Origin of the sequence: Streptomyces sp. 840.1 (assembly GCF_003751445.1) — a bacterium.
GTDB lineage: Bacteria > Actinomycetota > Actinomycetes > Streptomycetales > Streptomycetaceae > Streptomyces.
The window spans coordinates 3,570,740-3,585,292 of record NZ_RJUU01000001.1; the positions used below are offsets into that span (position 1 = coordinate 3,570,740).

Below are 14,553 nucleotides of genomic sequence, written 5' to 3' on the forward strand. Positions count from 1 at the left end.
GAACGGCGCCCTTCCGGTTGCATGATGCCTGCCCGGCGTTTGCTCATGTGCGAGGCCCCCACCTCGCACCGCACACAACCGGAACATCCCCCTCTAATGCCCCCAACTGCCCGGTTCGTCGGTGTGGTTGGTACCGACGACCCTCAGACAGGTTGGCCGACACGGCTCGTGACCGCAAGGGTGAAACAGACTATTAACCGCTCATACGCACGATTTGAGGGGCCCTTGCGGCGAGAGAATGCGGGGGCGTAGCAGGGGGTAATTGGGGTGCCCGCAAAGGGGGCCCGCGCCTCCCGGTGACCAACTGATTACTGTGCGTCGGGCATGGGCAGACTGTGCGTGAGCAAAGAATTCACTGTGCGGCACCTGTGCGAGATGCCGGAGAACGGGCCGGGGGTTGGGCCGGGAACAGTCAAGGCCCCCTCACGCGTGGTGAGGGGGCCTTGACTTTGCGTGCGCCGCCAGGGACTCGAACCCCGGACCCGCTGATTAAGAGTCAGCTGCTCTAACCAACTGAGCTAGCGGCGCCTGCTGACCTGGAGAACTCTACCCGATCCGGGGTGGTGCTCCCGACCATTTCCGGCCCGTCCCGGCCTGTCGGATGGTCGTTTTTTCTCTTCTATCCGTCAAAATGCGATATGTCAGGAGAGTTGAGACACTGACGCCCGTACAGATGCTCCCAAAGATCTTGACAACTGCGGAGGGAATCGCATGACTGTGCCGGCCTTCGAGGAGTACGTGCCCGCCATCGACTGCACCTGTGCGGGGTGCGCCGTACAACGACGAACCGCGGCCTCGGCGCTGCCGACGCGGCAGGGAGGACATCCGGCCGCGCACGGCGCGCGGCGCGCGCTGGTGCTGGTCACCGCCGCCGGGGTGGTGCTGAGCGCCGGCCTGGCGGAAGCCGCGACGGCGGCGGCCGACCCCGCCCCGGTGACCGATCCGGCCCTGCCGGCCGACCCGGAACCGGGGGCCGGTCCGGCTCCGGCCGCCGGGGCGGTGCCGGTGGAGGCGGCCCTGGCCGAGCCGGGGGACGCGGCCGATCCGGCCGACCCCGGACCGGAGAGTCCGCAGGGCGGGCCCGGCCCGTTGCAGGGGGCGGGGGCCTCCGGCCCGCCCGCCTCCCAGACGGGCACGCCCGCGCTGCGCAAGACCAGCCGGGCCGACATCATCAACCGCGCGAAGAAGTGGATCGGCGCGCAGGTCCCGTACAGCATGAGCAAGTACTGGTCGGACGGGTACCGGCAGGACTGCTCCGGCTATGTGTCGATGGCCTGGAACCTGCCGGGGAACGAGTGGACCGGCAGCCTCGCCTCGTACGGGACGCGGATCGCCCGGGAGGATCTCCAGCCCGGCGACATCCTGCTCTTCCACAACCCGGCCGACCCCTCGAAGGGCTCGCACGTCACGATCTTCGGCGGCTGGTCGGACTACACCCACACCCATTACACGGCGTACGAGCAGACCACGCCGCACACCCGCAAGCAGACGACGCCCATGGCGTACTGGTCCAACTCGGGCAGCTACGTCGCCTACCGGTACAAGGGGCTGAGCACCGGGACCGGCGGCAGCGGCTCGACGACGACGTTCCCGGGGGCCGGGAAGTTCGGCCCGGGTGCCGACAACGCCTACGTCACCCAGCTCGGCAGACTGCTCGTCGCCCGGGGCGGCAAGCGCTTCTACAAGGTCGGCCCCGGGCCCGCCTGGGGCAGCGCCGACCGGCAGGCGACCGAGGCGTTCCAGAAGGCCCAGGGCTGGAAGGGCAAGGAGGCCGACGGCATCCCGGGACCCGACACCTGGCGCCTGCTGACCGGCGGCACCGGCCATGACATCCCGGCGGCCGGCGGAAGCGGCCGGGGCGGCTCGAAGGCGGTGCCCGCCTTCCCCGGCCGGGGCTATTTCCGGTCGGGTCAGTCCAACAGCCATGTCGACAGGCTCGGGAAACAGTTGGTGAAGAAGGGATACGGCAAGTACTACCTGTCGGGCCCCGGACCCCGGTGGACCGAGGCGGACCGGCGCAATGTCGAGGCCTTCCAGAAGGCCCAGGGCTGGCGGGGTGCGCAGGCCGACGGCTATCCGGGTCCGGAGACCTGGCGGCGACTCTTCGCGTGACACGACGCACATGACGGAGGCGGGAATGCGATCCACGGTGCCGGACAGCTCCGGGAACCAGGGACACGGACAGAGCGGACAGAACGGGGCCCCGGACAGTCCGGAGTACGGCGAGGAGAGGTACGGGGCGCTCCCGGTGCGGGAGTGGGCCGCGCCGGACGGGGCGCCGGCCGAGGCCGGGCCCTACGACTGGTCGGCGCCGGAACCGGCTCCGCGAGCGAGAGAGGGCGAGGGGGCGGGGGCGGACGGCCGGGCCGGTCCTGTCGCCCGGTCCGGGCCGGACTCCGTGGTCGACCTGGTACTCGACCTGACGCCCGGCACGGGCGAACGCGGGGGCTCGGCCTTCGGCGCCACCTCGGCATCGGTGTCGGTCCCGGGCGCGGCCCCGGCGCCGCCTTCGGGGGCGGCCGCCGGTCCGGAGCGGCGCGAGGACGTACGCGATCAGGGGGAGTCCGGGCAGCCGGCCCTCGCGGTGAGCCCGTTCCTTCCCGGCCCCGGGCTCGCCCCGGCCCGCCGGGACCTCGGGCCCTCCCTCTCGCTGTCCTTCGGCGACGGCGACACGGGCGAGCTGCACACCGAGGTGCGGGTGGACACCGGGCGCCGGCACTCGGTCATCGCCAACGAGCGCACCGCCTCGATCCCCGTGCACCTGCTCTTCCGCGACGACCCCGAGGCCGCCTCGGACGCCGCCGCACTGCCCGCCGCCGTCGTGCGCAGGGCGGCCGGGAGCGAGCAGCCGGCCGGTGTCCGGCGGCCGCCGGTGCCCAGGTCCCCGCAGGTGCGGCCCTCCACCAGGCCCGCGCCGGTCGCGGACCCGAGGCTGAACGAACGGCCCGGCCCCGCGCTGCCGGGCTGGGCCGCGCTGCTCGCCGCTCTCGGCGGACTCGCCGCGGCGGGCGGGGTCCTGTGGTGGACGGGCGCGCTGCCGGGCGGGGTGCTGTCCCGGTTCGGGCTCGGCCCGCGCCCCTACGACGGCATCGGCCTCGACGCCTGGGCGGCGCTCGCGCTGCTGCTCACCGGGGTGCTCTTCGCGCTCGGCGGGCTGACCCGGGGCCGGGTCGGGTACGCCTGGGTGCTCACCCTCTTCGGCCAGTACCGGGGCAGCGTGCGGCGCACCGGGCTGATGTGGGTCAGCCCGCTGCTGCTGCGCCGCCGGGTCGACGTACGGCTGCGGCACTGGCGCAGTGAACCGCTGCCCGCGGTGGACGCGAACGGCACGGCCCTGCGGGTCGTCGTCCTCGTCGTGTGGCGGGTCGAGGACACCGTGCGGGCGACCCTGGGCATCGCGGACCACGAGGAGTACCTGCGGGAGCAGGTCGAGGCGGCGATGGCCCGGGTGCTGTCCCAGCTCCCCGCCGACGCCTTCCACGAGGACGCCCACACCCTGCGCAACGCCGAGGCCGTCGGGGACGCGCTGACCAGGATGCTGAAGGCGGACTGCGAGCCGGTCGGCATCGAGGTGTACTCGGCGCAGCCGACCGGGATCGAGTACGCGCCGGAGGTGGCCGCGGCCATGCAGCGGCGCCGGATCGCGGCCATCGACGCCAAACACCGCGACAGCGTGCTGACTTCGGTGGTGGACGCGGTGGACGACACCGTCAGCCGGCTGACCGCCCGGGGTCTTGTGGAGCTCGACGACTACGAACGGAAGTCACTGGTGAAGGACTTGACCGTTGCCTTCTACACCGGACGCGGTGGTGGGGACAGCGCCTGAAGCGGTCCGCAGCGCCGTGCGGAGCGAACCGGAATCCAACTCCCATTGGTCTGGACATGTTCATGATCCGTCAATAATCTAGGCCTTGGTCTAGACCGCACGACACGCGCGCAGCAGTGCTCATGGAACCTCCCCCACGTATCCGAGGAGCGTCAGCAATGCGTAAGAAGACAGGTGTGGCCCTGGTGAGCCTCGCGGTGGCGGGCGTCTCGATGTTCGCGACGAGCAGCGCCAGCAGCCACGGCTACACCGACAACCCCATCAGCCGTCAGAAGCTCTGTGCCAACGGCACGGTGACCGGCTGCGGCAACATCCAGTGGGAGCCGCAGAGCGTCGAGGGCCCCAAGGGCTTCCCGGCGGCCGGCCCCGCCGACGGTGCGATCTGTTCCGGTGGCCACGGCGAGTTCGCGCAGCTCGACGACCCGCGCGGCGGCAACTGGCCCGCCACCCACGTCACCGCAGGTCAGGGCTTCAGCTTCCGCTGGCAGTTCACCGCCCGCCACGCCACCACGGACTTCCGCTACTACATCACCAAGAACGGCTGGGACCCCACCAAGCCGCTCAAGCGCTCCGACCTGGAGTCGCAGCCCTTCATGACGGTGCCGTACAACAACCAGCAGCCGCCCGCCACGCTGACCCAGCAGGGCACCATCCCCACCCAGAAGACCGGGAAGCACATCATCCTGAGCGTCTGGAACATCGCGGACACGGCCAACGCGTTCTACTCGTGCTCCGATGTTCAATTCTGACGCTTAGTCAGTTACCGTGCGGCGCCATGAGGAGCGCAGGCACCGTCGCGGAGCTCGTACAGCGCCAATGGGGCGACCACCGGCCGGGACTGAGGCACGAGGACACCGTCCTCAGTCATCATCAGGTCGCCTCGGGCGCTGCCGCACGGGCTGCGCTCCTGGCGGATCTGCTGCCGGCGGGCAGCGAACCGCACCTCGGGGTGCTGCTCGACAACACCCCGGAGTTCCCGCTCTGGCTGAGCGCGGCGGCCCTGGCCGGGGCCGCCGTCGCCGGCATCAACCCCACCCGTCGCGGCGCCGAACTGGCCCGCGACATCACGCACACCGAATGCCGGGTGCTGATCACCGAGCGCTCCCGCCTCCCGCTGCTCGACGGCCTGGAACTGCCGGGCGTACGGGTGCTGGTCACCGACACCGAGGCGTACGCCGCGCTGCTCGCCCCCTACGCCGGGGCCGAGCCGGGCGACACGGTCATCGCCCGCCCCGGGCCCGGAACCCGGATGCTGCTCTACTTCACCTCCGGCTCCACCGGCGCCCCCAAGGCCGCGCTCTGCACCCAGGGGCGCCTCGCCGCGGCCGGGCACTCGCTCGTCGAGCACTTCGGGACGGGCCGCGAGGACGTCCACTACATCTGCATGCCGATGTTCCACGGCAACGCGGTGATCGCCGACTGGGCGCCCGCACTGGCCGGCGGAGCCGCCGTGGCCCTGCGCCGCCGCTTCTCGGCATCCGCCTTCCTCTCCGACGTACGCGCCCACGGCGCCACCTACTTCACCTATGTCGGCCGCGCCGTGCAGTACCTGCTCGCCACCCCCGAGCGCCCCGACGACCGCGAGCACCCGCTTCGGATCGGCTTCGGCACCGAGGCGAGCGCGGTGGACGCCGCCCGGTTCCGGGAGCGGTTCGGGGTGCGGCTGGTCGAGGGCTACGGCTCCTCGGAGGGCGGCGCCGCGATCCAGCGGACCCCGGACACCCCGCCCGGCGCGATCGGCCGGGCCGCGGACCGGGACGACCTCGCGGTCGTCGACCCCGTGACCGGCCGGGAGCGGGTCGCCGCGGTCTTCGACGAGGGCGGGAAGCTGCTCAACGGCGCCGCCGCGATAGGGGAACTCGTCAACCGGGGCCGGACCCCCTTCGAGGGCTACTGGCGCAACGAGGAGGCGGACGCCGCCCGGGTGCGCGGCGGCTGGTACTGGACCGGCGACCTCTTCTTCCGCGACCCCGACGGCTTCCTCTACTTCGCCGGCCGCACCGAGGACCGGCTCCGCGTCGACAGCGAGAACCTGGCCGCCGCGATGATCGAGAACATCCTCGCCCGCTGGGCGGACGCGGCGGCCGTGGCGGTCTACGCGGTGCCCGACCCGGTCGCGGGGGACCAGGTCATGGCGGCGCTGGCACTGCGCGAGGGGGCCCGGTTCGATCCGGCCGCCTTCGCCGCCTTCCTCCGCGACCAGCCCGACCTCGGTACGAAGATGGCGCCCCGGTTCGTACGGATCGTGCCCACGATGCCCGTGACCGCGACGAACAAGGTGCACCGGGTCGGGCTGCGCCTGGAGGGGTTCCGGGCCGGGGCCGATGTGTGGTGCCGGGACCGGGAGGGTGTCTACGTACCGTTCGGGGAGAAACAACTGACTGCCCTCACAGTTGAGTTCGAGGAGCACGGTCGGGCCGGACTGCTGTCATCGGACGCCGGACGGGTCTGAGAGGACCGACTGCCGCAGCCGCGTCACCGCGAGGACGGCACCCGCCAGCAGGAGCAGCGCCCCCGCCACCGAGGCGTAACTCATGCTGTGCACGAAGGCCTCCCGGCCGAGCGAGATCAGTGAACCGTCACCGGTGGACAGCGCCCCCGGCAGCGTCTTGCGGGCCACGTCCGGCGCGGAGTCCGGCATCTGGGCGGCGTACACCGCGGTCGCCACCGCGCCGAGGAGGGCCATCCCCATCGCCCCGCCGAACTCCTGCCCGGTCTCCAGCAGGGAGGCGGCCGAACTCGCCTTCTCCGGCGGGCTGGTGGACAGGGCCAGGTCCGAGACGAGCGCCATGACGGTCACGATCCCACTGCTCATCACGGCCGATCCGACGAGCAGCAGCCACAGGGAGTCGGTGCCGGACAGGGCGAGGACGCCGAAGCCGGCCGCCGCGATGACGAAGCCGGCGCAGATGACCCGGCTCCGCTCGACCCGCTGGGCGACGGCCGTGGCGGCGGGTGCGGCCGCGCCGACCGCCAGCGACGGGGCCAGGCTCCACAGCGAGGCCTCCATCGTGCTCATGCCGAGCACCGACTGGAGGTACTGGGTGGTGAAGAAGGCGGAACCCATCATCGCGAAGGAGGCCAGCGCGTTCAGACCGATCCCGGCGGCGAAGCCGCGGCCCCGGAACAGCTCCCGGCTGATCATCGCGTCGTCGCGGCCGCGCTGCCGGCGGACGAAGAACCAGCCGATGACGAGCCCGGCGACGATGAGCACCGCGTTGCGCGTGTCCATACCGTGGGCGGCGGTCTCCTTGATCCCGTAGATGACCGGCAGCACCGAGCCCATCGACAGCGGCACGCTGAGGAAGTCGAAGCGGCCCGGCTTCGGGTCCTTGAACTCCGGGACCAGCACCGGCACCAGGATCAGCAGCAGCACCATCGCCGGCACGTTGATCAGGAAGACCGAGCCCCACCAGAAGTGCTCCAGCATGACGCCGCTGAGCACCGAGCCCAGGGCGATCCCGCCCGCCATGGCCCCGGACCAGATGCCGACGGCCCGGCTGCGCTGCCCCGCGTCGCGGAACATGTTGCGCACCAGGCCCATCGTCGACGGCATCAGGGTCGCACCGCCGATGCCCAGCAGGGCGCGGGCCGCGATGAGCATCTCCGGGGTGGTGGCGTAGGCGGCGCCGACCGAGGCCGTGCTGAAGGCGAGGGCGCCGATCATCAGCAGCTTGCGGCGGCCGATCCGGTCGCCGAGCGAGCCCATCGTGATGAGCAGGCCGGAGAGGGCGAAGCCGTAGACGTCGAAGATCCAGAGCTGCTGGGTGGCGCTGGGAGCGAGGTCCCGGTCGATGGACGGGATCGCGAAGAAGAGGACGGAGACGTCCATCGAGACGAGCAGGAGGGGGAGCAGCAGGACCACGAAGGCGGTCCATTCCTTGCGGCCGGCGCGCTCGCCGGGAGCCGTGGTGGTGCTCGAAGGTGTTGTCATGCCAGGAAATGTACAAGCGTATGAAACGCTTGTCTAGTACGGATGTGTAAAACGCTCGTACATCATCGCGGGCAGCACGAAACCGGCCTCGGAGGAGGCCGGTTGGGCGGGACCGGTGGGGCTGGGCGGTCGCGCCGGGCTCGTCAGCCGGCGGTGTCGAGCCGTACCTGCTCGATGCCTTCGTCCAGGAAGACGGACAGGTCCTGTGCCTCGGCGTGGACCGCCTCCCGCTCCTGGGTGGTGAGGGCGCGGAACGGGCTGACGTGGAGCCGGTGCTCGCGCACGGACCAGGTGGCGGCGACGCGGCCGTCGACGAGGACCGCGCGGTGGCCCGCGACGGACAGGCCGAGGTGAGGGGCGTCGATGATGCGGCTGCGGTCGTGGTAGCCGAGGATCGCGTTGTCGAAGGCGGGCAGGAAGCGGACGGGGGCCGGGGTGTCGGGGTCGGGCCGGGGCGCGTCCGGCAGGTCGAGCAGCTCGCGGCCGCGCTCGTCCCGGAAGGCGACGAGCTCCTCCCGGACGGCCTTGACGGCGGCGGGCAGGCCGGCGAGGCCGCACCAGGCGCGCAGGTCCGCGCTCGCGGCGGGCCCGTGGGCGGCGAGGTAGCGGCGCAGCAGCTGCTGCCCCACGGGGTCGCCGTCCCCGGCCTCCCCGGCGGGCAGCGGGGTGATGTCCTGCTCCAGCCAGGCGGCCAGCGGCAGGTTGCGCACCCCGGAGGTCCGGTGCCACAGGCCCCGGGGCGGGAGCTGGGCCATCGGGACGAGCGCGGCGACGAGCAGTTCGCCCAGGACGCGGCGCGGTGGACCGGGCCAGCGGTTCCGGACCTCCTGGACGAGTTCGGCCATGGTGCGGGGCTGCCGGTCGGCCATCACGGCGCGGCCGGCTGCGGCGAGCTCGTCCAGGTCGATCCCGGCCAGCTCGCTCCGGTAGGTGCCCAGCATGCGCTGGCGCAGCATGGCGTCGTGCCGGGCCCGCCAGGCGAGGGCGTCGTCGCGGGAGAGGAGGTGGACGGTGCGGCGCATCAGGTGGGTGCGCACCACCGCGCGGCCGGTCAGCGCGTCGTCCAGGTGCTCCGGCCGGAACCCGGTCAGCCGGGACCACAGCCCGGTGAACGGTTCCTGGGGCTCCTGCGCCTGCAGTCCGCACAGGTGGGCCACCGCCTCGGGGACGGACGCGTCGCTGCGGGCGAGCAGGTGCTGACGGGCGAGGGTGGCGCGGTTGAGGGCGCGGTTGTCGAGGACGGGCGTGGTGTTCTCAGGTTTCCGCTTCCGCATGGTGACCCGCTTCCGTGAGCTGCTGTACGTGACCGGTGCGCACGCCACGATGGCGGAGATAGCGGACAGAGCCTGTCCGCTCCTACGGAAAGTACGGATCTTGTGCCGAGGAGATGTCCGCAGGCGAGCTCGGAGCACGCCGGAAACGCACGAGGCGGCCCCGTTGACCGGAGACCGCCTCGTGCGTTGTCTGTGCGCCGCCAGGGACTCGAACCCCGGACCCGCTGATTAAGAGTCAGCTGCTCTAACCAACTGAGCTAGCGGCGCCTGCTGACTCGAAAATAATACCTGGTCCTCAGGGGTGCGAATGACAACCCCCGGCGGACCCGGGCCGCAGGCCCCCAGCCGGACAGGCCCCAGGTTCTGTCCGGCGGATCGCGGTCGGAGCTGTGTCGAGCAGCAGAGCCGGCTCCTCGCGACTTCCCGGCCAATCCGTGAAGCGTCTGCCGACAGGCCGCGCCGCGTCCCGAGCGGCGGCTCCAGGGGCCAGGTCGCTGCCGGGCCGGCACACGCTTCGATTGTCAGTGGGTCGTGTGAGGCTGTCCGAGACCCACCGTACGAATCACCGGAGTTCAGGTATGACGACCCCTTCGCCCATGACGGTCGCGGAATGGCGCGTGTTCCTCAGCGACTACAACGCCAGGCACATCAACTCGGACGAGGTCCGTGAGGCCATCGAGGAGCATCGGCAGGTCATCAGCAAGGAGCGGCTGGAGGCCGGGTGGGCCGGTGCCGAACCGGCGGGCGAGCAAGCGATCGTGGCCGCCGAGGAGCGGCTCGGGGTGAGGTTTCCTCCCTCGTACCGAAACTTCCTCCATGTCAGCGACGGCTGGGAAGACATCGGGTCTGTCAACCTGTTCCAGGTCGGCACGATCGGCTGGTTTGCCGACCTCGACGCCGAGCTCTTCGAAGAGTGGTCGGACCTCGACAGCTTCGAGGAGCAGCTCACCGTACTCAGGCGATGCCTGCTGGTCGGCGACGACGACGGCGGTAGCGGCTGCTACTGGCTGCTGCACGCCGACAGCATCGGGGACAACGGCGAGTGGACCGCGTATGTGTGGTGGCCCGGCGACGGTGACGACCCCGAGCCTCACCCCGACTTCGCCGCCATGGTGCGGGAAGCAGCGCATCCCTAGGCTGTTGACTGGCCGCTCGACCTCGTTGCGGCGCTCGTACACCTCGCCGTCGAAGCCAGTGGGCCGGCCGCCCTTGCTGCCGCGTCGTCGGCGGTTGGATCCGCCGGACAGAGCCTAGAGGGCCAGGGACAGCAGTACCGGTGCCGCGCGCCGGTTCAGGGTGTCCGCCGCCTCGCGCAGCCGGTGGGCGTCCTCGACGGGCAGTGAGAGCGCCAGGCATCCGGCCGACGCCCCGGCGGTCAGCGGCACCGCCGCGCACACCGTGCCGACCGCGTACTCCTGGAGGTCGAGCACCGGGACCGTCGCCGGCTGGCTGTCCAGCTTGGAGAAGAGGACCTGCTCGCTGGTGATCGTCCGCGAGGTCAGCCGCGCGGTCTTGTGCCGCGAGATGTGGTCGCGGCGGCCGTTCTGGTCCAGCTGGGTCAGCAGGCACTTGCCGATGGCCGAGGCGTGCGCCGCGGACCGGAAGTCCACCCACTCGTTGACCGCCGGGGTGTGCGGACCGTCGGCGTACTGGGTGACCCGGATCTCGCCGTCCACGTACCGGCTGATGTAGACCGCCGCGCCGACCGAGTCGCGCAGCTGCACCAGGGCCTGCTGGAGCCGGACCTCCACGGCCTGTCTGCGGGCCGCGCCGGAGCCGAGCAGCAGCAGCGAGGCGCCGATCACGTACGCGCCGTCGGTGATCTGCTCGACGTACCCCTCGCGGCGCAGCATCAGCAGCAGGGAGGCGAGGTGCCCGACGGGCAGCCCCGTCTCCCGGGCGATCTGGGTGTCCGTCACACCGTTGCCGTGTTTGGAGACGGTTTCGAGAACACGAAGGGCGTACTGCACCGAATGGAACGGCGCGGTCGGTTCGGGCTTCAACGCCACGGTTTCCCCCTACCAGGTTGTGACCGCAAGCTCTGCCCTCACGATAGCCGCCAAAGCCCTGTTCAGGGGCTGGTGTTGACGACTCGGCGGTGCGCCCCGGCTCTGCGAGCTGGGGCGCACCCGCCTGGCATATGCCAGAGTCAATGGCGAGCGACGGATGCCGAGGTCACAGCACCGCGTTGAGGAATTCGCGCGTGCGTTCGTGCTCTGGATCCGTGAAGATTTTTTCCGGCGAACCGGACTCCACGACCCGTCCGGCGTCGAACATCAGCACCTTCTCCGAGACGTCCCGGGCGAAGTTCATCTCGTGGGTCACGCAGAGCATGGTGATGTCGGTGTTGCGGGCGATGTCGCTCAGCAGCTCCAGGACGCCGGCCACCAGCTCCGGGTCGAGCGCCGACGTCACCTCGTCCAGGAGCAGGATCTCCGGCTCCATCGCCAGCGCCCGCGCGATCGCGACCCGCTGCTGCTGGCCGCCGGAGAGCTGGGAGGGGTGGGCGTCGACCTTCGCGGAGAGCCCGACCAGGTCGAGCAGCTCCCGGGCCCGGGTCTCCGCCTTGTCGCGGTCCATGCCCAGGACGTTGACCGGCGCCTCGGTGATGTTCTGCAGCACCTTCATGTTCGGGAAGAGGTTGAACTGCTGGAAGACCATCCCGATCTTCTTCCGCGCCTCGCGCAGGTGTTTCTCGGAGGCCGGCTTCAGCGAACCGTCCGCCGCCGTCATGTGCGTCAGCGGATCGCCGTTGATCCGGATCACGCCGTCGCTGACCTTCTCCAGGGTCATCAGCAGTCGCAGGATGGTGGTCTTGCCCGAACCGCTGGGCCCGATCAGGGTGACGTGCTCGCCGCGCTCGACCGTGAAGTCCAGCTGATCGAGGACGACATGGTCGCCGTACTGCTTGACCACCTTGTCGAAGCGGACCAGCGGGTGCCCGGTGTCCTTGGAGGCGGAGACCGGCACGACGTCCTCGGGGGCCGTGGCCGCGGTCTTCTGCAGGGGGAGAGGTTCAGTGGCCAAGGCGCTTCTCCAGCTTTCTCATCAGCAGTGAGGTCGGGTAGCTCGCGACCAGGAAGATCAGGCCGGCAAGGGTGAACGCCTCGGTGTACTCGAAGTGTTTGGTTCCGTAGTCGCGGGCCTGGAAGACCATCTCCTGGACGGTGATCACGGCCAGGAACGGGGTTTCCTTGAACATCGAGATCGCGTAGTTCCCGAGGGCGGGCAGCACGTTGCGCACCGCCTGCGGCAGGATCACGGCCTGCCAGGTCCGCCGGGACGACATGGACAGCGCCCGGCAGGCCTCCCACTGGCCCTTCGGCACCCCGTCGATCCCGGCGCGGTACACCTCGGAGGTGTACGTGGCGTAGTGGATGCCCAGCACCACGATGCCGACGTACAGCGGCTCCACCGTGCTGAACACGGCGGCGGCGCCGACCAGCTGGACCAGCAGCGGGGTGGAGCGGATGAACTCCATCACGACCCGCACCGGGACGGTCACCAGCCGGCTCGGGGCCCGTCCGGCGACCGCGATGACCAGCCCGAGCACCGCGGCGACCAGCGTGCCGAGCACGGTGGCCAGGAGGGTGATCTTGAAGCCGTCGAGGAGCAGCGGCAGCGCCTCGCCGACCGCACCCCAGTCGAATCCCTGGTTCACCGCGCACCTCCGGCAGTCTGGGCGGTCACGGCGCTGCGGGACTTCAGCAGGCTGCGCCCGCCGGTCTCCAGGCCGAGCCTGCGCTTGGCGGACCGCTCCAGCAGGTTCATCAGCAGGGTCAGCGCGTACGCCATCACGAAGTAGCAGACCAGCAACGTCAGATAGGCCGTGAGGGTCTCACCCGTGCGGCTGCGCAGTTTCTCCACGGCGGTCATCAGGTCGGCCGCCGAGATGAGCCACAGCAGCGGCGTGCACTTCAGCAGCTGGATCAGCAGGTTGGTGAAGGACGGGATCATCTGCACCCACGCCTGCGGCAGGATCACCTTGCGCATCCGGTGCAGCGGCGTCATGTTGAGCGCGACCGTCGCCTCGTACTGGGCGCGCGGCACGGAGTTGATCGCCCCGCGCACCACCTCGGCGCCGTACGCACCGTAGTTGAGGCCGAAGGCGAGGACGCCGCAGAGCAGCGGCGACAGGTCGTAGCCCGTCAGCGTCGGCATCGCGTAGTACAGCCAGAACAGCTGGACGTACAGCGAGGTGCCGCGGAAGAACTCCACGACCACGCGGGAGACGCCGCGCGACAGCAGCAGCCGGCTGATCGACATCAGTCCGAGGACGAACGACAGCAGCAGGGCCATCAGCGCGCCGAGGACCGTGGCCTCCAGCGTCACCCACAGGCCCGAGCGCAACTGTGGGAGGTCGTCCATGAAGGCGGAGAAGAAATCACTCATGCGGTGGGTTCCGTTCCGTCCCTGTCAGCCCTTGCACAGATCGGCCGTCTTCAGCGTGGCCGGCGGCAGCTCGGAGGCCCCGAAGCCGTAGTCCCGCAGCAGCTCCACATAACGTGACCTGTCCGCGACGATCTTCTTCAGCTCGCGGTTGAAGGCGTCCCGCAGCTCCTCGTTGCCCTTGCGGAAGACCGCGCCGCCGGGGCTGTACTGCTTCTTCCCCTTGAGCTCCGGCAGGAAGGCGTCGGTGACCTCGGTGCCCGCGTTGGTCTTGGCGAGCCAGCGCAGCGAGATGCCGGTCAGCAGGAACGCGTCGACGCGGCCGCCCTTGACCGCGTCCGCGCCGTCCTGCGGCTTCTGCAGGGTCTTGATCCTGTCCTTGGATATGCCCGCGCCCTCGGCGTACGAGCCCTCGACCGCACCCGCCATCACGCCGATGGTGATCCCGGCCGCCTTCGCGGAGGCCAGGTCGGTGATCTTCTTCGGGTTGCCCTTCTTCACCATCATCGCGGTCGGCGAGATGAACTCGGGCTCAGAGAACAGCGCGTTGGCGCAGCGCTCCGGGGTGATCGCCATGCCGGCGCTGACCACGTCGTACTTGCTGGCCTGCAGACCGGGGATCAGTCCGTCCCACTCGGAGAGGGTGGGCCGCAGCTCGTCGACGCCCAGGGCCTTGAAGATCTCCCGGTGCAGGGTGGGCGCCTCGCCCTTGAGCTCCTTGCCCTCCATGTAGCCGTACGGGGCCTCGTCGGCGTACGCCACCCGGACGAAGCCCTGCTTGCGGAGCTTGTCGAGGGCTCCCTCGCCGTCCGCGGAGTCGGCGCCGGTCTTGCTGCAAGCGGTGAGCAGGCCGGGGACGACGAGCAGACCGCCCACGGCTGCCGATCGGTTGAGAAAGCCCCGGCGGGACAGGTTCGGGAAATCAGCCATGGTTCGCAGTCTCCTGGAAGGTCGAACAGTCCGGACAGGGTGAACGCCTGCCCGCTCCCGTACGTCTATGCAGCGGGAGATCGCATGTAACCGAACGGTGGCCGGAGGGTGACCTTCCCGTGTCCGAAGTTGGGCGGAGCGCGACGAGATGTGCGCAGGGTGTACTTCCTTGTGGGATGCGGCGGATGACGGGGTGTTAT

12 protein-coding genes, 2 tRNA genes and 1 pseudogene are annotated in these 14,553 nt (G+C 70.6%); 5 read left to right on the forward strand and 10 right to left on the reverse strand.

Going from position 1 to position 14,553, the window contains the following annotated elements:
* Nucleotides 1–454: 454 nt before the first annotated feature.
* Nucleotides 455–528 (reverse strand) — tRNA-Lys (locus EDD93_RS16320).
* A 183-nt stretch (nucleotides 529–711) separates the two neighbouring features.
* Here EDD93_RS16320 and EDD93_RS16325 point away from each other — a divergent pair.
* The 4 genes from EDD93_RS16325 (at nucleotide 712) to EDD93_RS16340 (ending at nucleotide 6,278) form a co-directional block, all read left to right on the forward strand.
* On the forward strand, nucleotides 712–2,112 hold the full coding sequence (locus EDD93_RS16325) for a peptidoglycan-binding protein (protein ID WP_123525831.1): 1,401 nt from the start codon (nucleotides 712–714) through the stop codon (nucleotides 2,110–2,112).
* A gap of 25 nt (nucleotides 2,113–2,137) precedes the next feature.
* Nucleotides 2,138–3,826, forward strand: coding sequence for an SPFH domain-containing protein (locus EDD93_RS16330; RefSeq protein WP_123525832.1), 1,689 nt, complete (start codon nucleotides 2,138–2,140; stop codon nucleotides 3,824–3,826).
* Between the two features lie 158 nt (nucleotides 3,827–3,984).
* Nucleotides 3,985–4,575 (forward strand): lytic polysaccharide monooxygenase, encoded by a 591-nt coding sequence (locus EDD93_RS16335; RefSeq protein WP_123525833.1) that lies wholly within the window; start codon nucleotides 3,985–3,987, stop codon nucleotides 4,573–4,575.
* A gap of 26 nt (nucleotides 4,576–4,601) precedes the next feature.
* Entirely contained in the window at nucleotides 4,602–6,278 is a 1,677-nt protein-coding gene (locus EDD93_RS16340; RefSeq protein WP_123525834.1) for an AMP-binding protein, read from the forward strand.
* On the opposite strand, the gene EDD93_RS16345 is transcribed toward EDD93_RS16340, so the two are convergent.
* From EDD93_RS16345 to EDD93_RS16355, 3 genes are all read right to left on the reverse strand, one after another.
* Nucleotides 6,255–7,760 (reverse strand): MFS transporter, encoded by a 1,506-nt coding sequence (locus tag EDD93_RS16345; protein ID WP_123525835.1) that lies wholly within the window; start codon nucleotides 7,758–7,760, stop codon nucleotides 6,255–6,257. The genes EDD93_RS16340 and EDD93_RS16345 overlap by 24 nt on opposite strands.
* A gap of 143 nt (nucleotides 7,761–7,903) precedes the next feature.
* Nucleotides 7,904–9,034, reverse strand: a complete 1,131-nt coding sequence (locus tag EDD93_RS16350) for a winged helix DNA-binding domain-containing protein (RefSeq protein WP_123525836.1) — start codon at nucleotides 9,032–9,034, stop codon at nucleotides 7,904–7,906.
* A 193-nt stretch (nucleotides 9,035–9,227) separates the two neighbouring features.
* Nucleotides 9,228–9,301, reverse strand: a tRNA-Lys gene (locus EDD93_RS16355).
* A gap of 311 nt (nucleotides 9,302–9,612) precedes the next feature.
* Between EDD93_RS16355 and EDD93_RS16360 the strand changes: the two genes are divergently transcribed.
* A complete protein-coding gene (locus tag EDD93_RS16360; RefSeq protein ID WP_123525837.1) occupies nucleotides 9,613–10,170 on the forward strand; it encodes an SMI1/KNR4 family protein in 558 nt (185 codons plus the stop codon).
* Here EDD93_RS16360 and EDD93_RS16365 read toward each other — a convergent pair.
* From EDD93_RS16365 to ehuB, 6 genes and pseudogenes are all read right to left on the reverse strand, one after another.
* Nucleotides 10,168–10,269, reverse strand: a pseudogene (locus EDD93_RS16365) (IS5/IS1182 family transposase); the annotation flags it as partial. The gene EDD93_RS16360 and the pseudogene EDD93_RS16365 sit on opposite strands and share 3 nt — an antisense overlap.
* Nucleotides 10,270–10,284: 15 nt before the next feature.
* Nucleotides 10,285–11,043 carry an IclR family transcriptional regulator gene (locus EDD93_RS16370; protein WP_123525838.1) on the reverse strand — a complete coding sequence of 253 codons (759 nt, stop codon included), beginning with the start codon at nucleotides 11,041–11,043 and terminating at the stop codon, nucleotides 10,285–10,287.
* Nucleotides 11,044–11,209: 166 nt separating this feature from the next.
* Entirely contained in the window at nucleotides 11,210–12,061 is an 852-nt protein-coding gene (ehuA, locus tag EDD93_RS16375; RefSeq protein WP_123525839.1) for an ectoine/hydroxyectoine ABC transporter ATP-binding protein EhuA, read from the reverse strand.
* Nucleotides 12,051–12,695 (reverse strand): ectoine/hydroxyectoine ABC transporter permease subunit EhuD, encoded by a 645-nt coding sequence (ehuD, locus tag EDD93_RS16380; protein WP_123525840.1) that lies wholly within the window; start codon nucleotides 12,693–12,695, stop codon nucleotides 12,051–12,053. Before ehuD ends, ehuA begins: the two co-directional genes overlap by 11 nt.
* Complete coding sequence (ehuC, locus tag EDD93_RS16385; RefSeq protein WP_123525841.1) at nucleotides 12,692–13,426, reverse strand: ectoine/hydroxyectoine ABC transporter permease subunit EhuC; 735 nt, start codon at nucleotides 13,424–13,426, stop codon at nucleotides 12,692–12,694. The genes ehuD and ehuC overlap by 4 nt, the downstream gene beginning before the upstream one ends.
* 24 nt (nucleotides 13,427–13,450) lie before the next feature.
* Nucleotides 13,451–14,353: an ectoine/hydroxyectoine ABC transporter substrate-binding protein EhuB gene (ehuB, locus tag EDD93_RS16390; protein ID WP_123525842.1), complete on the reverse strand. Its 903-nt coding sequence runs from the start codon at nucleotides 14,351–14,353 to the stop codon at nucleotides 13,451–13,453.
* Nucleotides 14,354–14,553: the final 200 nt, after the last annotated feature.

Bases quoted from the DNA above. Each gene is read 5' to 3' on its own strand.
- EDD93_RS16330 (WP_123525832.1), top strand. From the start codon at position 2,138: ATGCGATCCACGGTGCCGGACAGCTCCGGGAACCAGGGACACGGACAG.
- EDD93_RS16325 (WP_123525831.1), top strand. From the start codon at position 712: ATGACTGTGCCGGCCTTCGAGGAGTACGTGCCCGCCATCGACTGCACC.
- EDD93_RS16360 (WP_123525837.1), top strand. From the start codon at position 9,613: ATGACGACCCCTTCGCCCATGACGGTCGCGGAATGGCGCGTGTTCCTC.
- EDD93_RS16350 (WP_123525836.1), bottom strand. From the start codon at position 9,034: ATGCGGAAGCGGAAACCTGAGAACACCACGCCCGTCCTCGACAACCGC.
- ehuC (WP_123525841.1), bottom strand. From the start codon at position 13,426: ATGAGTGATTTCTTCTCCGCCTTCATGGACGACCTCCCACAGTTGCGC.
- EDD93_RS16335 (WP_123525833.1), top strand. From the start codon at position 3,985: ATGCGTAAGAAGACAGGTGTGGCCCTGGTGAGCCTCGCGGTGGCGGGC.
- ehuB (WP_123525842.1), bottom strand. From the start codon at position 14,353: ATGGCTGATTTCCCGAACCTGTCCCGCCGGGGCTTTCTCAACCGATCG.
- EDD93_RS16340 (WP_123525834.1), top strand. From the start codon at position 4,602: ATGAGGAGCGCAGGCACCGTCGCGGAGCTCGTACAGCGCCAATGGGGC.
- EDD93_RS16345 (WP_123525835.1), bottom strand. From the start codon at position 7,760: ATGACAACACCTTCGAGCACCACCACGGCTCCCGGCGAGCGCGCCGGC.